Source organism: Agrobacterium sp. LEGMi-208b, assembly GCF_059511785.1.
In genome coordinates this window covers 888,244-904,060 of the sequence record NZ_CM183445.1, presented here as the reverse complement: position 1 = coordinate 904,060, position 15,817 = coordinate 888,244, and the positions used below count along the sequence as shown (strand labels likewise).

Sequence of the window (15,817 nt, the reverse complement as noted above, 5' to 3'; positions counted from 1 at the left end):
AATCGTAAATGGCTGTTCATTAAAAAGCGCTTGATTAGGGAAAGCTGGATTTAAGGTTAGCACCCGGTTTTGAAACGTGGTGAATGAGTGGTAAGCGCGCGGTCCGAACCGGTCACGGGCGGGAGCGAAAAAGGGTGGTTGCGGAATGAATGAAGCGGGACTTGAAACGGGCGCGGATGGCCTGGTGCGGTGTTTCTGGCAGCAGGGGCTTGCGGATTACAGCCGTTATCACGACGAGGAATGGGGTTATCCCGTCACCGACGATCGCCGCCTTTTCGAGAAGATCTGTCTGGAAGGTTTCCAGTCCGGCCTTTCCTGGCTGACGGTTCTGCGCAAGCGCGAGGCCTTCCGTCTCGCCTTCGCCAATTTCGAATTCGAAAAAGTGGCGGAGTTCGGCGAGGCCGATATCGAGCGCTGCCTTGCCGACAAGGGCATCATCCGCCATCGCGGCAAGATCGTTTCGACCATCAACAATGCCCGCCGCGCCATGGCGCTGCGCGATGAATTCGGTTCGCTCGCCCGTTATTTCTGGGGTTTCGAACCCGCCGCCGCAGAAAGGCCGCAAAGGCTGGACTATGCGACGTTAAGGGCCAACCCCACCAGCGCCGCCTCCATCCGTCTTTCGAAGGATTTGAAAAAGCGGGGCTGGAGTTTCGTCGGCCCGACGACCGTCTATGCATTCATGCAGGCCATGGGTATGGTCAACGACCATATTGAAGGCTGTCATTGCCGCCAGCCGATAGAGGCCATGCGGCGGGAGTTTGTACGTCCATGAAGGTAACCTCCCTTCTTCTGGCGCTCACCATGGCCGTGGCCGCCGTGCCGCATTCTTCCTTCGCGGAAGGCCGCAATGTCGATGGCATCTGGCTCGATGACGGCGAAAGGCTGAAGCAGGTGGCGCTGCCGCCGGCCGGGCCGCTGAAGCTTGACGGCTGGACGCGGCGCGGGCGCGGCGATGTCTATCGCCTGAAGGTGAAGGCCGGGCAGACGGTGAAGATCGAGCTTGCCGCCTCCAGCGAATTCGTGCTGATGGCGGTCTTCGATTTTTCGACGCCGGATGAGGATGCGATCTTCTTCAGCGATTCCGAGGGCAAGATCGCAACCCTGACGCCGAAGGCGGATACGGAATGGCTGATCCGCCCGACGCTCATTCTGGGATCGCCGCGCCGTGGGCTCGGCGCGCATTACACGCTGACGGTCAGCACCGGAAAATAACGAGCCGCAAGGTTCAGGCCGTCTGTGTCAACAGGATCAGGCCGAAACTCAGAACACCAAGCAGCACGAGCGACAGGCTGGCGGCGACGATGACCTTGCCGCCGGCATGGCGCAGGCTGCGAATATCGACCGAGAGGCCCAGCGCCGCCATCGACATGATGGTGAGGATGTTGGAGAGCGTGGCGACGGGGCCGATCAGAGCCTCGGGAATGAGGCCGAAGGACCGGGCCATGATCATCAGCACGAAGCCGATGATGAACCACGGAACCATCTGCTGCAGCTTCAGTCGTCCCCTGTCGGACCGGCCGTGGATGACGGAGAGGGCGGCGATGACCGGCCCCAGCATCAGCACGCGGATGAGCTTGACGATTGTGCCGGTCTGCACGGCGATTGCGCCGAGCGGGGCGGTGGCGGCCAGAACCTGCGGTACCGCATAGACCGTCAGGCCGGCGAAGATGCCATATTGTGTGGCGTCGAGACCGAGGAGCTGCGGCAGAAACGGCATCAGCAGCACGGCGGCGACGCCAAGAACCGCGGTGAAGGCAATCGAGGCGGCGACATCTTCCGGCTTGGCGCCGATGGCGGGTGCTGCGGCGGCAATGGCGGAGTTGCCGCAGATGGAATTGCCACAGGCGATCAGCGTCGCAAGCTTGGGCGGCAGGCCAAGCATCCGCCCGGCGGCATAGCTGACGACCAGCGACAGCGCGACGATCAGTGCGATTCCGCCGATCAGCAAACCGCCCGCACCCTTGAGAATCGAAAGGCTGAGCGATGCGCCGAGAAGCGCCACCGCGATTTCGAGCAGGGTCTTGGCGCTGAACCTGATGCCGGCCGAAGCGACGGCGGGAAGCGAGACCAGCGAACGAAGCAGCGTGCCGATCAGAATGGCGAGCACAAGATCACCAAGCCATGCGTGGCCTGCAAGCCGCACCTGAAAACGCTCCGCCAGGATGGCGGCGCAGCTGACCGCCGCGCAGATGAGGATTCCCGGCAGAAGCGGGGTCAGCCAGCGGAGCGAAAAATGAAAGGGATGGGTGAGGGTGCGATGGTGTGCCATGGCCAGACAATGCCGTAGCCGCCTGTTTTATTCTATCAAATAATATGGCATATATTATTCGATAAAATCGAATGAAAAGCCATGACCTTCGAACAACTCCGCATCTTCATCGCCGTCGCCGAACGCGAACATCTCACAAGGGCCGCCGAAGCCATCGGTCTGACCGCCTCCGCCGTCAGCTCCGCCATCAAGAATCTCGAGGCCTTTTATAATGTCGAACTGTTCCATCGCGTCGGCCGCAACATCGAGCTGACCGAAAGTGGCAGGGCGTTTCTGGGCGAAGCCAAGGCGACGCTGGCGCGTGTACGCAATGCGGAATTGATTCTCTCTGAAATGGGCGGGCTGACGCGCGGCGAAATCACCGTCTGCGCCAGCCAGACGATTGCGAGCTACTGGTTGCCGCCGATCCTGATGCAGTTCAAGAAGCTTTATCCCGGTGTGACCGTCCGGCTCGATATCGGCAACACCAAGACGGTGACGCAGGCGGTGCTGGACGGTCTGGCGGAGGTCGGTTTCATCGAAGGCAGGATCGATGAGCCGGCTTTGATGGTGCAGCCCGTCGTGTCCGACAAGCTGCTGGTCGTCACCGGTTCGGCCCACCCTTTCGCCGATGGCCGTTATCTCACCGCGCTCGATATGCTCTATGGCACCTCATGGGTATTGCGCGAACAGGGCTCCGGCACCCGCTCCGCCTTCGAGGCGGCGGTGCGGCAGATGGGGGTGGACCCCGGGGAGCTTTCCGTCATGCTGGAACTGCCGTCCAACGAGGCGGTGGTGATGGCGGCACGCTCCGGTGGTGCGGCCACGGCGGTCTCGGCCTCCGTGGCTTCGCTGTTTCTGCGGCAGGGGCTGCTTGTCCGAGCCGGCATCGATCTGCCGGCGCGCAGTTTTGCCCTGTTACGCCACAAGGAGCGCCATACCAGCCGGGCGGCCATGGAACTGGAACGCCTCAGCCGCGCGGCGTCGGAGGATTACAAGGCTGGTCTTGCGGGGTTGTAGGGTGAGCGGAGCGTGGAACGATTGGCGCTGGTGAGCGTGCCAAACAATTCCCTATCCGACGTCGTCTCACCCTCACGCAACGCCGTCGCAGATGAAGCGAAGCGCTGCCGCTTGTTTCTTCTCCCCGAGGGGGAGAAGTCCGCGGCAGCGGGATGAGGGGGCGATGTCAGCGATAGATCGCGAGCTAGCCCCCTCATCCGACCCTTCGGGCCATCTTCTCCCCGGCGGGGAGAAGAAACAGGTCTCAACATCGGAGAAGCACCACAGCCAGTGCTTCTCCTTCGTCAGCATTAATCACTTGCCCTTGGACTTCAGCCAGGCCTTCATCATGGCGATCTCGCCTTCCTGTGCCTTGATGACCTCTTCGGCCAGCTTGCGGATTTCCGGGTCCTTGCCATATTCGAGCTGGACCTTGGCCATATCGATCGCGCCCTGGTGATGCGGGATCATGCCGCGCACGAAATCGACATCGGCATCGCCGCTATAGTCGATGGCCATATCGCCATGCATCTTCTTGCTGGCGTCCATGAAGGCCTTGGTGGATGCGGTTTCGCCTGCTGCGCTCTTGGACATGTCGTGTCCGGCATGGCCACCCGCTTCCTGTGCGAAAAGCGGCATGGCGAAGACGGTTGCGAAGGCGGCAGCCAGCGTGATGGTCTTGATAGACATGGATTATCCTTCCTGTGTCTGACGGATTTTTCGATGATGGGTCTGAAAAATCTGGGGTCAGGCGCGGGGAGGCGGCAGCGGCGGCGCGAAAGCCTTGCCGTCAAAGACGATGCCGCGCTGCGGCTTCGGATAGGCGAAAGCCATCCGGCCGCTATCGGCGAAAATGGTTCGCGGAACTACGATCAGGCAGGCGGCGCAGGAACCGGGATGTGCGGCATCGCCACCATGCGGGCAGCAACCGCCCGTGCCCTCCTTATGAGCCCCATTCTCCGCATGTGCTTGCGACCCTTCGTCCCGATCAGCGGCTCGATGTGAATGGGCACCTCCATGCTTCATCGGCGGCTGCGAGGAGGCCGCCATGCCCGTGGCTGTTGGCATGCTCATCGCCATCTGCGCCGGCATTGCGCCATATAGCAGGCAGGCAAGGAACATCAATGTGCGGACCACTTGGGACATGGCGTGAATTTACTGCTGGAATTATGGAATAAGCATGACGATCAGGTCAGTTCGCGCGCAATGACGTGGTGCACGATACGATAATCCCTGCTTTCCTCGCCAAACGGGGCGAGCGGCCATTCCCATGCGGCGGCGGGCGCAGGAGGCTTGATGCCATGCAGCAGGTCTTCGTGCTGCAGCAGCTTGCCATCCTTGCCGATGACGTCGAAAGAGGTATCCGTTATCAGGCAGGCCTTGCAGGGCAGGCCAGCCAGTGCTTCCAGATGAATGTGAATGAGTTTCGGCAAAAGATCGTCCGGGGCATCTGCGATCTTTTCCCGCTCCAGCCGGTGGCGTGCGCCGGTGCCGATCTGCGACAGCAGATTGGCCGAAACCACAAGATCGAGATAGGGCACCCGCCGCAGGAAATCGAGCGGTTCCGCCGGCCGGCCGGCGAGAACGTCGTCGAAGCCGGAAAGATCGCGATTGGCGATGCGGACGTTCTTTTTGGCATTGAGGCGCAGCTTCGCCTGCATGCTGGCGAGATGCACCAGATCGACCAGCACGACGGTATCGAACATCGCCACCAGCGCATCATGGGGCACGTCGCGCAAAAGGCCGGACCCCAGCACCACGGCCGTTCGTCGCTGCTTCAGCTTTCTGGCCGATTGCAGCACAAATTGCCGGCTGTTGTCCTCATGTTCCGCCCATGCCCCGGCGCAGCGGTTGGCGCGCGCCCACAGGTTGACGGAATAGCGGATATGCGGCCGGAATTCTTTCGGCGTGACCGCGCGTGTGGCGGCATATTGCAGGGCTTCGAGGATCATGAATGCCTATCGGTAAATATCGCGGCGATGGCCGATTTCGACCACCAGAACGACCAGCTTGTGGTCCTGTATATCGCAGATGATGCGGTAATCTCCCACCCGGTAGCGCCAGAAATTTCCAAGCTCGGAGCCCTGCAGGGCGGCACCTGTCTGGCGCGGGTCATCCAGCGCCGCCAATCGTTCATGGAGAAAACTCCGGATTCGCCGACGCGTTTCCGGATTTATCTTGCGCATCTCTTTCTGGACAAGCGTGTGATATTCAATTGTCCAGATCACGCCAGAACTCCTCGGCGCTTACGATCTTCGATTCACCACGCTGAATGCGCCGCGTCGCCTCCTCGGCAAGATAGAGATCCTCCATATCCTCGATATGTTTCTCGATCGCCTCGCGGATATAAAAAGCCGATGTGCGGCCGGTGCGCTCGGAAAGCGCCTTCAGCCGCTGGTAGGTCTCGTCCGGCAGGCGAATGGCCGTCTGTTTGCTCATGGGTCGCGTCCTTCCGGGTATAAATGGGATACACGTATCCCATATAGCACCGTCCGGCCCAGCGAGCCAGCAAAAGCGGAGGCTTTGCGGCTTGCCGCACCGGGCTTCATCCTCTAATACACCCGCATAATTTCAGGAAAATATCGGATCGGCCCCATGAGCGAAAAAGCAAAAAAGCCTCAGAAACTGAAAGCCCGCCTGCCGCGCGGCTTCGTGGATCGCTCGGTTGCCGATATTCACGCCACCAACGAGATGATCGAGAAGATCCGCAGGGTCTACGAGCTTTACGGCTTCGATCCGGTTGAGACCCCCCTGTTCGAATATACCGACGCGCTCGGCAAGTTCCTGCCCGACAGCGATCGCCCCAATGAGGGTGTGTTCTCGCTGCAGGATGATGACGAGCAATGGATGAGCCTGCGCTACGATCTTACCGCGCCGCTCGCCCGCCATGTCGCGGAAAACTTCAACGAAATCCAGCTGCCCTATCGCACCTATCGCGCCGGTTACGTGTTCCGCAATGAAAAGCCCGGCCCCGGCCGCTTCCGGCAGTTCATGCAGTTCGATGCCGATACGGTGGGTGCCGCCGGCGTGCAGGCCGATGCCGAAATGTGCATGATGATGGCCGATACCATGGAAGCGCTCGGTGTTAGCCGCGGCGACTATGTCATCCGCGTCAACAACCGCAAGGTGCTTGATGGCGTCATGGAAGCCATCGGCCTCGGCGGCGAGGATAATGCCGGTCGCCGCCTTAGCGTCCTGCGGGCCATCGACAAGCTCGACAAGTTTGGCCCGGAGGGTGTGAAGCTGCTGCTTGGTCCCGGCCGCAAGGATGAATCGGGCGATTTCACCAAGGGTGCAGGCCTCGGTGACGAGCAGATCGAAAAGGTTCTGTTTTTCGTTGGTATCAAGAACTACGCCGACAGCGCCGATGATCTCGCGAAGCTGGTTGCGGGTACGGCGAGGGGCGAGGAAGGCGTTGATGAACTGAATACCATCGGCGCTTTGGTCTCCAGTGCCGGTTACGATGCGACACGTATCAAGATCGACCCCTCCGTCGTGCGCGGCCTTGAATATTATACGGGTTCGGTCTTCGAGGCCGAGCTGACTTTCGATGTCACCAATGAAAAGGGCGAAAAGGTCGTGTTCGGTTCGGTCGGCGGTGGCGGCCGTTACGATGGTCTCGTTTCGCGCTTCATGGGCCAGCCGGTTCCGGCCACGGGCATATCCATCGGCGTTTCGCGCCTGATGACGGCGCTCAAGAACCTCGGCAAGCTCGGTCAGGTCAAGCCGCTCGCACCCGTTCTTATCACCGTCATGGACGGCGATGTGGAGAGCATGGGCCGTTACCAGTGCTTCACCCAGGCGCTGCGCGCCGAAGGCATCCGCGCCGAAATGTACCAGGGCAACTGGAAGAAATTCGGCAATCAGCTGAAATATGCCGACCGCCTCGGCTCTCCCATCGCCATCATCCAGGGCGGTGACGAGCGCGCCGAAGGTGTCGTGCAGATCAAGGACCTGATCGAGGGCAAGCGCCTCTCCGGCGAAATCGAGGACAATGCCAGCTGGCGCGAGGCGCGTGTGGCGCAGGTCAGCGTGCCGGAGGCCGAACTGGTGGCGAAGGTCCGCGAGATTCTGGAGCATCAGGCAGAGGACGTTCGCCGCGCCGCCGAAGGGCGCTGAGGCCATGGCGATCCTTGCGCTCGACCATGTTCAACTGGCGATGCCGGCTGGCCGGGAAGAGGAAGCACGCGCCTTTTACGGCGGCCTGCTCGGTTTTGCGGAGCAGGCCAAACCCGTCAATCTGGCCACGCGCGGCGGCTGCTGGTTTGCCTGCGGCCCGATAAAACTGCATCTCGGCGTCGAGCAGGATTTCCGGCCGGCGCGCAAAGCCCATCCGGCCTTTCTGGTCGATGATCTGGCAAGCTTGCGAAAAACACTTGAAACAGCAGGCTGCCATGTGGTTGAGGATGAGCCGCTGGAAGGGTATCACCGGTTTTATGTCCATGATCCCTTCGGAAACCGCATCGAAATGATGCAGCCGCTCGAACCGTGACGAAAAGTACCGTTCCATGCCCCTGATCGACATGCCGGAATTTGCCGGAGAGCTACTGGAAGAATTCGCCGCGCGCCGCACGAGCCGCGTGAACACGCCCGTCATCCAGCCCGCCGAACCCTTTCTGGATATGGCCGGCGAAGATCTGCGCCGCCGTATCTTCATGACGGAAAGCGAGACCGGGACAAGCCTCTGCCTGCGCCCCGAATTCACCATTCCCGTCTGTCTGCGCCATATCGAGACGGCGACCGGCACGCCGAAACGTTATTCCTATCTCGGTGAAGTCTTCCGCCAGCGGCGGGAGGGCGCGAGCGAATTTTACCAGGCTGGCATCGAGGATCTTGGCGATACCGATATCGCCGCCGCCGATGCTCGTGCCGTCATCGATGCGACAGCGATCCTGAAGCGCCTGCTGCCCGGCCGCTCGCTTGCGGTCACGCTGGGTGACCAGCAGGTGTTCGAGGCCGTCGTCGCAGCGCTTGGCCTGCCGCTCGGCTGGCAGAAGCGGCTGGTGCAGGCTTTCGGCGATATGGCGCAGCTCGACGCGCTGCTGGAAAGCCTGGTGCATCCCAAGCCCATGACCGGCCTCGACGCGCGGGTCGCCGGCCTTCTGGCGACGGGCGACGAGGCGGTGCTGGTCGATTATCTCGATACGGTGATGCAGGAAACCGGCTATTCCACCAATGCCAGCCGCTCGCCGCAGGAAATCGCCCGTCGTCTCAGGGAAAAGCTCGCGCTTGCCGCCACCCGCCTGCCGGATGAGAGCTTTGCGCTGCTCAAGCAGTTCCTGGCCTTGAAGGCGCCGCTGCCAGAGGCTTCACAGGTTCTTGCCGACTTTGCCGCAAAGGCGAAGCTGAAGCTGGACGGCGCGCTTTCCGCCTTCGACAAGCGTGTCGCAGCCCTTGCCAATGCGGGCGTCGACCTCGAAACCGTCACCTATGGCGCTGCCTTCGGCCGTCCGCTCGATTATTATACCGGCCTTGTCTTCGAGGTGGTGGAAGCGGGCGCAGACAGCGTGCTGGCTGGCGGCGGCCGTTTCGACCGGCTGCTGACCCTGCTCGGCGCACAGGAAAAAATCCCGGCCGTGGGCTTCTCGCTCTGGCTGGATCGCATCGAAGCGGTGCGCGGGAGCGACAAGCCATGATCACTATTGCATTGCCCTCCAAGGGCCGGATGAAGGAAGACGCCTCCGCCGTTCTGGAACGCGCCGGGCTGAAGGTTGCGGCCGTCGGCAATGATCGCTCCTATCGCGGCCGTATCGAAGGGCGCGACGATATCGAGATCGCCTATCTGTCCGCCTCCGAGATCGCCCGCGAGATTGGGGCCGGCACGGTGGATTTCGGCGTGACGGGTGAGGATCTGGTGCGCGAAGGGCTGACCAATGCCGATGCGCAGGTGGAATTCTGCGCCCGCCTCGGTTTCGGCCATGCGGACGTCGTGGTTGCCGTGCCGGAAATCTGGCTCGATGTGGACAGCATGGCCGATCTCGGCGACGTGGCCTCGGAATTCCGCGCCCGCCATGGCCGCCGGTTGGCCATCGCCACCAAATATTGGCGGCTGACGCAACAGTTCTTTTCGCGCCAGCACGGCATTCAGCTTTACCGCATCGTCGAGAGCCTTGGCGCCACCGAAGGTGCGCCGGCGGCGGGGCAGGCGGATATCATTGTCGATATCACCTCAACCGGCTCGACGCTGAAAGCCAACCACCTGAAAATCCTCTCCGATGGCATTATCGTCCGATCGGAAGCCTGCTTTGTCCGCGCCCGCAAGCCGGAACACGAAGGCGATGCGGCGGTTCAGGAAATCGCGTCGCGCGTAAGGGCGGCGGTCTGACGATAGAAAACAAAAAAGCCGCCGGAGTGATCCGGCGGCTTTTTTGTTGGTCAATTTGTTGGCTTATGCGTGGGCCACAGCCGCGCCGCGCCTGGCGTCGACGGAATAGGCGCCGGGGCCGAAGGCGGCAAGCAGGATGTAAGCGCCGGCAAGGGTGATGTTCTTCACCATCATGATGCCGTTCAGCGTGTTGATCCAGCCAAGAGCCGGCTCAGGCCAGCCGGGAACGGCAACGGTACCGCTGTGGAAAACCAGACCGGTGAAGACGCAGAAGACGGCAAGCGCCCAGGCGGCGATTTTGGTCTGGAAACCAGCGAGAATGGCAAGACCGGCGACGAGTTCGAACAGGCCTGCGATATAGGCAAGTGCGGTTGCGGCAGGCAGGCCGGCGCCGGCGATCATGCCGGCCGTGCCGGCCGGATCGACAAGCTTGCTGAAGCCAGACGAGATGAAGATGAAGGAAAGCAGGATGCGGGCGATGAGAACGAGAACGTTCTGGCTGCTGGACATGGATATCTCCGGTAAATAATCGGCGTGTCGCCGGTTGAGCTGCGAGGCAAAGTCTGGAGATAGCAATGACTGAAAATCATTCCCTCATAAAGATGAACAATAGAAGACAAATTGTCTTCGCTTTGTGAACGATCATCGGTGCCGTCTGATGATGTCTAGGCGGCGAAGCGAATATCTTCCAAACGCGGAAACAGGAAAAGCCCGGTTATCTGCCCTTGCTGGCCGTCTTCGAAGCCGGCAGATTCACCCATGCAGATGACCGGCTGCCGCATCGCCGGCAAGATGGAGAGGCCGGTGGAAAAACAGAAGCGTGAGGGGGCGGTGGAGACCTGCTCGAAAAGTTCCAGCACGCGCGCATGGTCAGCGCGGTCGTAACAGCGGACAAGGCTCAGCAATCCGCACTCGCCCGGCGGCAGGCCGTGCATGAATGACGCGTGTTCGCCGAGCCGGATCACACCACTCGAAAGATCGCTGCTCCATTCCTCCGAAATGAAGAAATGCGACAGGGTCCGGGGATCGGGCGTGGCCGTCGCTGCCGCAGGTAAAGCATCGTTGAGTCTTGATATTTCAAACAAATCGCGCCCCCGCATGAACACGTGCCAGCGCCGCCATTTCAAGCGCCGCTGCCAGGTTGAACCTTTGCCGCCATCCGCAGTCGAACGTGTTTGCCAAGCATCGAAACCCCTTCAATGCTCACCGTCCCGTCGCGGAACCCTTATGGGCGCTGACTTATAGTTTATTTTCCCCTACCTACAACAACCATCCAGTGAGAAAATCAAAAATATTATGTATTTCCTCTTCAAAATCGCGAGGCAATGGAATAGTCACAACTAAATAGCGCACTTATAAGCCGGCCCGAGTGAAAATCGGCCCCGTACGGGGTGGTGATTCGCTCAGGGAATGTTCCATTATTGCATGGGGCGGGAAAAATAGCCGGATAAAATCATAAACGTCTCAAAACGGGACAATATTTTGAACAGGTCGGTTTTCGCCTTCAGGATTATGCAACCTGTTGATTTCTTGACGTATCTATCGCCGAAATGCCGATAAAATGCGTACCCTTCGTCAATCACGCATGGGCGGCAAAGAAAAAGGGCGATCCGAAGACCGCCCTTTCCTCATTCCAGTGACAGGACTGATTGGAAGTCCATGCCGCTCGTCTGGCGCGCTTGCGACGCCGGACCACTCGAAACGCATGGGCGGCAAACGAAAAAGGGCGATCCGAAGACCGCCCTTTCTTAATTCCGGTGACAGGACTGATTAGAAGTCCATGCCGCCCATGCCGCCGCCCGGCATTGCCGGCATCGGAGCGTCCTTCTTCGGAAGCTCGGCGATCATGGCTTCGGTGGTGATCAGCAGCGAAGCAACCGAAGCTGCGTTCTGCAGAGCCGTGCGGACAACCTTGACCGGGTCGACGATGCCGAGCTGGATCAGGTCGCCATATTCGCCGGTCTGGGCGTTGTAGCCGTAGTTGTCTTCGTTCTTCTCGAGGATCTTGCCGACAACGATGGAAGCTTCGTCACCTGCGTTATCTGCGATCTGGCGAACCAGAGCCTGCAGGGCGCGGCGGATGATGTTGATACCGGCTTCCTGGTCGTCGTTTTCACCCTTTGCGGTGATCTTCGTGGACGAACGCAGCAGGGCAACGCCGCCGCCCGGTACGATGCCTTCCTGAACGGCAGCGCGCGTCGCGTTGAGGGCGTCGTCGATGCGGTCCTTCTTTTCCTTCACTTCGACTTCCGTCGAACCGCCGACGCGGATAACGGCAACGCCGCCAGCGAGCTTGGCAAGACGTTCCTGCAGCTTTTCGCGGTCGTAGTCGGAGGTGGTTTCTTCGATCTGGGCCTTGATCTGGGCAACACGGCCTTCGATGTCGGACTTCTGGCCGGCGCCGTCAACGATCGTGGTGTTTTCCTTGGAGATCGAAACCTTCTTCGACTTGCCGAGCATGTCGAGGGTCACGTTTTCGAGCTTGATGCCGAGGTCTTCGGAAATGACGGTACCACCGGTCAGGATGGCGATGTCTTCCAGCATGGCCTTGCGGCGGTCGCCGAAGCCCGGAGCCTTGACGGCAGCGATCTTGAGGCCGCCACGCAGCTTGTTGACGACGAGCGTTGCGAGAGCTTCGCCTTCGACGTCTTCAGCGATGATGACGAGCGGCTTGCCGGTCTGAACGACAGCTTCGAGAACCGGCAGCATGGCCTGGAGGTTCGAGAGCTTCTTTTCGTGCAGGAGGATGTATGCGTCTTCGAGGTCCGCAACCATCTTTTCCGGGTTGGTCACGAAGTAGGGCGACAGATAGCCGCGGTCGAACTGCATGCCTTCGACGACTTCGAGTTCGGTTTCGGCGGTCTTGGCTTCTTCGACGGTGATGACGCCTTCGTTGCCAACCTTCTGCATTGCTTCAGCAATGTCGAGGCCGATCTGACGCTCGCCGTTTGCGGAGATCGTGCCGACCTGCGCAACTTCTTCAGAGGTGTTGATCTTCTTGGCCTTGGCCTGAAGGTCCTTGACGACTTCGGCAACGGCCAGATCGATACCGCGCTTCAGGTCCATCGGGTTCATGCCGGCAGCAACTGCCTTGGAACCTTCGCGAACGATGGCCTGGGCCAGAACGGTCGCGGTGGTAGTGCCGTCACCGGCGATGTCGTTGGTCTTGGAGGCAACTTCGCGAACGAGCTGTGCGCCCATGTTCTCGAACTTGTCTTCCAGTTCGATTTCCTTGGCGACGGAAACGCCGTCCTTGGTGATGCGCGGAGCGCCGAAGGACTTGTCGATAACGACGTTACGACCCTTCGGGCCGAGGGTTACCTTCACTGCATCAGCAAGAACGTCGACGCCCTTGAGCATCTTTTCGCGCGCTGTGCGGCCGAATTTTACTTCTTTGGCTGCCATGTTCAAAACTCCTGGTTTCGAATGGCCGGACCGGGTCCGGCTTGAAATTTAAGGAAACGGTGGGTCGACCGAAATCAGCCGATGATGCCCATGATGTCGGCTTCCTTCATGATCAGAAGGTCTTCGCCGTCGAGCTTGACTTCGGTGCCCGACCACTTGCCGAACAGAACGCGATCGCCAACCTTGACGTCGAGAGCGACGACCTTGCCGGCCTCGTCACGTGCGCCGGAACCGACGGCGACGATTTCGCCTTCCTGCGGCTTTTCCTTGGCGGTATCGGGAATGATGATGCCGCCCTTGGTCTTTGCTTCGGATTCAACGCGACGAACGACGACGCGATCGTGAAGCGGGCGGAAATTGGTGCTTGTCATTGCCTAATCCCTCGATCAAATGACTGCGCGAGCTTTTGGAACTCGCCTGATGGGTGTTAGCACTCTCGTTCATCGAGTGCCAGCGGAACCGAGATAAGGAGGGCTTCTGCCGGAGTCAAGAACGCCCTGTCTGAAAAATTTCATGGCTTATGGTTATCAGCGTTCCATGACAGAAATTTCCCATGCGAGGACGGGCGCGCAGACGTCGTTCTTTTTGCCCGTTGCGGCCGCATCGCATCTAAGGGGCATTTGTGTTCATGCTGCGTCAGGCGGGCCAAGGACCGGCCTGGCGGCGCTTTTTTCCTTGCCATCGGCGTCCCGCTTTGCGATGTGACGCTCACCCTCTTCTCGCAGCCGGAAAGCATCTCATGGCCCATCGCATTCTCACCCTCGGCGAAATCACTGATGGGTTCGACGTTATTCTTTCGGATGTCTGGGGCGTGCTGCACAATGGCGTCAGCGCCTTTCCGGATGCGGCGGTTGCACTGCGGGAAGCGCGCAAGGCCGGCAAGACGGTGGTGCTCATCACCAATTCGCCGCGCCCCGCTCCCGGCGTCATCGCCCAGCTGCGCGTTCTCGGCGTGCCTGACGAGGCCTATGACCGTATCATCACTTCAGGCGATGTCACCCGCGGCCTGATCGCGGAAGGCCCGAAAAAAGTCTTCCTGCTCGGCCCGGAGCGGGATCTGCCGCTGCTCGACGGTCTCGATGTCGAGCGCGTCGGCGAGGCGGAAGCGCAATCCGTGGTCTGCACCGGCTTTTTCGACGACGAAACGGAAACGCCCGAGGATTATACCGAAATGCTCAAGGGCTTCATTGCCCGAAATGTGCCGATGATTTGCGCCAATCCCGATCTCGTAGTGGAGCGCGGCGAGCGCATCATCCCCTGCGCCGGCGCCATGGCCGCCTATTACGAACAGCTCGGCGGCGAAGTCCGCATTGCCGGCAAGCCGCATGCGCCGATCTATGAGGCCTGCCTTGCGGCGGCAAAAGAGGTACGCGGCGCCTTCGCCAAGGATCGCGTGCTTGCCATCGGCGACGGCATGCCGACGGATGTGAAGGGCGCGATTGCGAGCGGTCTCAACCTTCTTTATATCAGCGGCGGCATTCACGCCGCCGAATATACGCTGAACGGCCAGACGGACGAGGCGCTTCTCAACGCCTATCTGAAGGGTCAGGGTGCTGCTCCCGGCTGGTGGATGCCCCGCCTTGCCTGAGGACATCTCGCCTGAGGAATAGCTGGCGCAGGAATGGATCGATTGCCATGACCGTCTTTCACCGCAATGAAAAAAAGGAGCCGCTGCCGGAAGCTCTTCGCGGCGGCGTCATCGCCATCGGCAATTTCGACGGCGTGCATCGCGGCCATCGCGCGGTTCTGGACCGTGCGCTGGAACTGGCGGAGGCGCGCGGCGTTCCCGCGCTGGTGCTGACCTTCGAGCCGCATCCCCGTTCCATCTTCCGTCCCGATACGCCGGTCTTTCGCCTCACGCCCGCGCCTTTGAAGGCGCGCATTCTCGAGGCCATCGGTTTTCGCTCCGTCATCGAATATCCCTTCGACCGGGAATTTTCGCAGCGCTCGGCGGAGGAATTCGTCCAGTCCATCCTGGTTGACTGGCTTTATGCCAGCGCTGTCGTCACCGGCTTCGATTTTCATTTCGGCAAGGGCCGCGAGGGCGGGCCGGCATTTCTGATGGAGGCCGGCAAACGCCATGGCTTCGACGTGACGCTGGTGGATGCCTTCCGTGACGAAGGCTCGGACGTCGTCTCTTCCAGCCGCATCCGCTCGCTTCTGTGCGAAGGCGACGTGGCGGGCGCGGCAGGCCTGCTCGGTTATCGCTTCACGGTGGAAAGCGAAGTCATCGGCGGCCAGAAGCTCGGTCGCACGCTGGGGTATCCCACCGCCAACATGGCGCTGGCGCCGGAAACGGAACTGAAGGCCGGCATCTACGCCGTGCGGTTCCGCCGCCCGGACGGTTCGATCCGCGATGGCGTGGCAAGCTTCGGTTACCGCCCGACCGTCACCGAAAACGGTGCGGCGCTGCTCGAAACATTCGTCTTCGATTTTTCCGGCGATCTCTATGGCGAGGTCTGTTCGGTCTCTTTCTTCGGGCACCTGCGCGATGAATTGAAATTCGACGGTCTCGATCCGCTCGTCGCCCAGATCAGGCGCGATGAAGAAGAGGCGAGGGCGATGCTCGCGGGCGTGCGTCCGCTCAGCGAACTGGATGCCGGGATCGCGTTCTGACCGGGTAAGGTCGGTCAGCCCCTATTCCGGCCGGTAGTGCCGTCGCTTTTCTCTTCCTTTTTGCCGGAAAACCGCATAAACAACCGGCCATGTCCCAATACCGGTTGATGTTTAAAACTCAGATTGGCCGAATTATTGGCCCGGCCTTCCGCCCGCTCTGACGAGCCGGAAGGTCCGGGATTTTGGCGCTTGTCATGACTTTTGTCATGGCGCTTTCCGTA

At 60.6% G+C, this 15,817-nt stretch carries 19 protein-coding genes; 9 read left to right on the top strand and 10 right to left on the bottom strand.

The window, feature by feature from the left end:
* Positions 1 to 145: 145 nt before the first annotated feature.
* Together AC5YUO_RS04530 and AC5YUO_RS04525 are read left to right on the top strand one after the other, a co-directional pair.
* A complete protein-coding gene (locus tag AC5YUO_RS04530; protein WP_496154402.1) occupies positions 146 to 775 on the top strand; it encodes a DNA-3-methyladenine glycosylase I in 630 nt (209 codons plus the stop codon).
* Positions 772 to 1,215 (top strand): hypothetical protein, encoded by a 444-nt coding sequence (locus tag AC5YUO_RS04525; protein WP_496154401.1) that lies wholly within the window; start codon positions 772 to 774, stop codon positions 1,213 to 1,215. Before AC5YUO_RS04530 ends, AC5YUO_RS04525 begins: the two co-directional genes overlap by 4 nt.
* A 13-nt stretch (positions 1,216 to 1,228) precedes the next feature.
* Here AC5YUO_RS04525 and AC5YUO_RS04520 read toward each other — a convergent pair whose 3' ends face one another.
* Entirely contained in the window at positions 1,229 to 2,272 is a 1,044-nt protein-coding gene (locus tag AC5YUO_RS04520) for a YeiH family protein (RefSeq protein ID WP_496154400.1), read from the bottom strand.
* Between the two features lie 81 nt (positions 2,273 to 2,353).
* Here AC5YUO_RS04520 and AC5YUO_RS04515 point away from each other — a divergent pair, with 81 nt between their 5' ends.
* On the top strand, positions 2,354 to 3,271 hold the full coding sequence (locus AC5YUO_RS04515; protein WP_496154399.1) for a LysR family transcriptional regulator: 918 nt from the start codon (positions 2,354 to 2,356) through the stop codon (positions 3,269 to 3,271).
* Between the two features lie 294 nt (positions 3,272 to 3,565).
* Here the strand turns inward: AC5YUO_RS04515 and copM are convergent, their stop codons facing one another.
* From copM to relB, 5 genes are read right to left on the bottom strand one after another with little or no spacing between them, the layout of a single operon-like run.
* Complete coding sequence (copM, locus tag AC5YUO_RS04510) at positions 3,566 to 3,940, bottom strand: CopM family metallochaperone (RefSeq protein ID WP_496154398.1); 375 nt, start codon at positions 3,938 to 3,940, stop codon at positions 3,566 to 3,568.
* Between the two features lie 57 nt (positions 3,941 to 3,997).
* Positions 3,998 to 4,396 (bottom strand): hypothetical protein, encoded by a 399-nt coding sequence (locus AC5YUO_RS04505; RefSeq protein WP_496154397.1) that lies wholly within the window; start codon positions 4,394 to 4,396, stop codon positions 3,998 to 4,000.
* 41 nt (positions 4,397 to 4,437) lie between these two features.
* Positions 4,438 to 5,202 (bottom strand): hypothetical protein, encoded by a 765-nt coding sequence (locus AC5YUO_RS04500; protein ID WP_496154396.1) that lies wholly within the window; start codon positions 5,200 to 5,202, stop codon positions 4,438 to 4,440.
* A 6-nt stretch (positions 5,203 to 5,208) separates the two neighbouring features.
* Complete coding sequence (locus AC5YUO_RS04495) at positions 5,209 to 5,478, bottom strand: type II toxin-antitoxin system RelE family toxin (protein ID WP_496154395.1); 270 nt, start codon at positions 5,476 to 5,478, stop codon at positions 5,209 to 5,211.
* Positions 5,462 to 5,689: a type II toxin-antitoxin system RelB family antitoxin gene (gene relB, locus AC5YUO_RS04490; RefSeq protein WP_496154394.1), complete on the bottom strand. Its 228-nt coding sequence runs from the start codon at positions 5,687 to 5,689 to the stop codon at positions 5,462 to 5,464. The genes AC5YUO_RS04495 and relB overlap by 17 nt, the downstream gene beginning before the upstream one ends.
* A gap of 156 nt (positions 5,690 to 5,845) precedes the next feature.
* On the opposite strand from relB, the gene hisS reads away from it, so the two are divergent.
* Genes hisS through hisG form a run of 4 tightly spaced genes read left to right on the top strand, consistent with a single transcriptional unit; the run spans position 5,846 to position 9,575 of the window.
* Entirely contained in the window at positions 5,846 to 7,369 is a 1,524-nt protein-coding gene (gene hisS, locus AC5YUO_RS04485; protein ID WP_496154393.1) for a histidine--tRNA ligase, read from the top strand.
* Positions 7,370 to 7,373: 4 nt separating this feature from the next.
* Positions 7,374 to 7,742, top strand: coding sequence for a VOC family protein (locus AC5YUO_RS04480; RefSeq protein ID WP_496154392.1), 369 nt, complete (start codon positions 7,374 to 7,376; stop codon positions 7,740 to 7,742).
* Between the two features lie 16 nt (positions 7,743 to 7,758).
* Positions 7,759 to 8,886, top strand: coding sequence for an ATP phosphoribosyltransferase regulatory subunit (locus AC5YUO_RS04475; RefSeq protein ID WP_496154391.1), 1,128 nt, complete (start codon positions 7,759 to 7,761; stop codon positions 8,884 to 8,886).
* Entirely contained in the window at positions 8,883 to 9,575 is a 693-nt protein-coding gene (hisG, locus tag AC5YUO_RS04470) for an ATP phosphoribosyltransferase (RefSeq protein WP_496154390.1), read from the top strand. The genes AC5YUO_RS04475 and hisG overlap by 4 nt, the downstream gene beginning before the upstream one ends.
* A gap of 63 nt (positions 9,576 to 9,638) precedes the next feature.
* Here the strand turns inward: hisG and AC5YUO_RS04465 are convergent, their stop codons facing one another.
* The 4 genes from AC5YUO_RS04465 to groES form a co-directional block, all read right to left on the bottom strand.
* Positions 9,639 to 10,085 carry a DoxX family protein gene (locus tag AC5YUO_RS04465; RefSeq protein WP_400820253.1) on the bottom strand — a complete coding sequence of 149 codons (447 nt, stop codon included), beginning with the start codon at positions 10,083 to 10,085 and terminating at the stop codon, positions 9,639 to 9,641.
* Between the two features lie 155 nt (positions 10,086 to 10,240).
* Positions 10,241 to 10,675 (bottom strand): hypothetical protein, encoded by a 435-nt coding sequence (locus AC5YUO_RS04460; protein WP_496154389.1) that lies wholly within the window; start codon positions 10,673 to 10,675, stop codon positions 10,241 to 10,243.
* Between the two features lie 670 nt (positions 10,676 to 11,345).
* The gene (groL, locus tag AC5YUO_RS04455) at positions 11,346 to 12,980 is read right to left on the bottom strand and encodes a chaperonin GroEL (protein WP_063947704.1); all 1,635 of its coding nucleotides are present in this window, start codon (positions 12,978 to 12,980) and stop codon (positions 11,346 to 11,348) included.
* 74 nt (positions 12,981 to 13,054) lie between these two features.
* Positions 13,055 to 13,351, bottom strand: coding sequence for a co-chaperone GroES (groES, locus tag AC5YUO_RS04450; RefSeq protein WP_003494080.1), 297 nt, complete (start codon positions 13,349 to 13,351; stop codon positions 13,055 to 13,057).
* A 368-nt stretch (positions 13,352 to 13,719) separates the two neighbouring features.
* Between groES and AC5YUO_RS04445 the strand changes: the two genes are divergently transcribed.
* Together AC5YUO_RS04445 and AC5YUO_RS04440 are read left to right on the top strand one after the other, a co-directional pair.
* Entirely contained in the window at positions 13,720 to 14,568 is an 849-nt protein-coding gene (locus tag AC5YUO_RS04445; RefSeq protein WP_304982229.1) for a TIGR01459 family HAD-type hydrolase, read from the top strand.
* 47 nt (positions 14,569 to 14,615) lie between these two features.
* Positions 14,616 to 15,596, top strand: coding sequence for a bifunctional riboflavin kinase/FAD synthetase (locus AC5YUO_RS04440; RefSeq protein ID WP_496154388.1), 981 nt, complete (start codon positions 14,616 to 14,618; stop codon positions 15,594 to 15,596).
* Positions 15,597 to 15,817 lie beyond the last annotated feature (221 nt).

Excerpts from the sequence above, each read along its gene's own strand:
- AC5YUO_RS04445 (WP_304982229.1), top strand. The coding sequence starts at position 13,720 with ATGGCCCATCGCATTCTCACCCTCGGCGAAATCACTGATGGGTTCGAC.
- AC5YUO_RS04515 (WP_496154399.1), top strand. The coding sequence starts at position 2,354 with ATGACCTTCGAACAACTCCGCATCTTCATCGCCGTCGCCGAACGCGAA.
- groES (WP_003494080.1), bottom strand. The coding sequence starts at position 13,351 with ATGACAAGCACCAATTTCCGCCCGCTTCACGATCGCGTCGTCGTTCGT.
- AC5YUO_RS04505 (WP_496154397.1), bottom strand. The coding sequence starts at position 4,396 with ATGTCCCAAGTGGTCCGCACATTGATGTTCCTTGCCTGCCTGCTATAT.
- AC5YUO_RS04465 (WP_400820253.1), bottom strand. The coding sequence starts at position 10,085 with ATGTCCAGCAGCCAGAACGTTCTCGTTCTCATCGCCCGCATCCTGCTT.
- groL (WP_063947704.1), bottom strand. The coding sequence starts at position 12,980 with ATGGCAGCCAAAGAAGTAAAATTCGGCCGCACAGCGCGCGAAAAGATG.
- AC5YUO_RS04440 (WP_496154388.1), top strand. The coding sequence starts at position 14,616 with ATGACCGTCTTTCACCGCAATGAAAAAAAGGAGCCGCTGCCGGAAGCT.
- AC5YUO_RS04530 (WP_496154402.1), top strand. The coding sequence starts at position 146 with ATGAATGAAGCGGGACTTGAAACGGGCGCGGATGGCCTGGTGCGGTGT.
- AC5YUO_RS04475 (WP_496154391.1), top strand. The coding sequence starts at position 7,759 with ATGCCCCTGATCGACATGCCGGAATTTGCCGGAGAGCTACTGGAAGAA.
- relB (WP_496154394.1), bottom strand. The coding sequence starts at position 5,689 with ATGAGCAAACAGACGGCCATTCGCCTGCCGGACGAGACCTACCAGCGG.
- AC5YUO_RS04525 (WP_496154401.1), top strand. The coding sequence starts at position 772 with ATGAAGGTAACCTCCCTTCTTCTGGCGCTCACCATGGCCGTGGCCGCC.
- hisS (WP_496154393.1), top strand. The coding sequence starts at position 5,846 with ATGAGCGAAAAAGCAAAAAAGCCTCAGAAACTGAAAGCCCGCCTGCCG.
- copM (WP_496154398.1), bottom strand. The coding sequence starts at position 3,940 with ATGTCTATCAAGACCATCACGCTGGCTGCCGCCTTCGCAACCGTCTTC.
- AC5YUO_RS04480 (WP_496154392.1), top strand. The coding sequence starts at position 7,374 with ATGGCGATCCTTGCGCTCGACCATGTTCAACTGGCGATGCCGGCTGGC.
- AC5YUO_RS04460 (WP_496154389.1), bottom strand. The coding sequence starts at position 10,675 with ATGCGGGGGCGCGATTTGTTTGAAATATCAAGACTCAACGATGCTTTA.
- AC5YUO_RS04500 (WP_496154396.1), bottom strand. The coding sequence starts at position 5,202 with ATGATCCTCGAAGCCCTGCAATATGCCGCCACACGCGCGGTCACGCCG.
- hisG (WP_496154390.1), top strand. The coding sequence starts at position 8,883 with ATGATCACTATTGCATTGCCCTCCAAGGGCCGGATGAAGGAAGACGCC.
- AC5YUO_RS04520 (WP_496154400.1), bottom strand. The coding sequence starts at position 2,272 with ATGGCACACCATCGCACCCTCACCCATCCCTTTCATTTTTCGCTCCGC.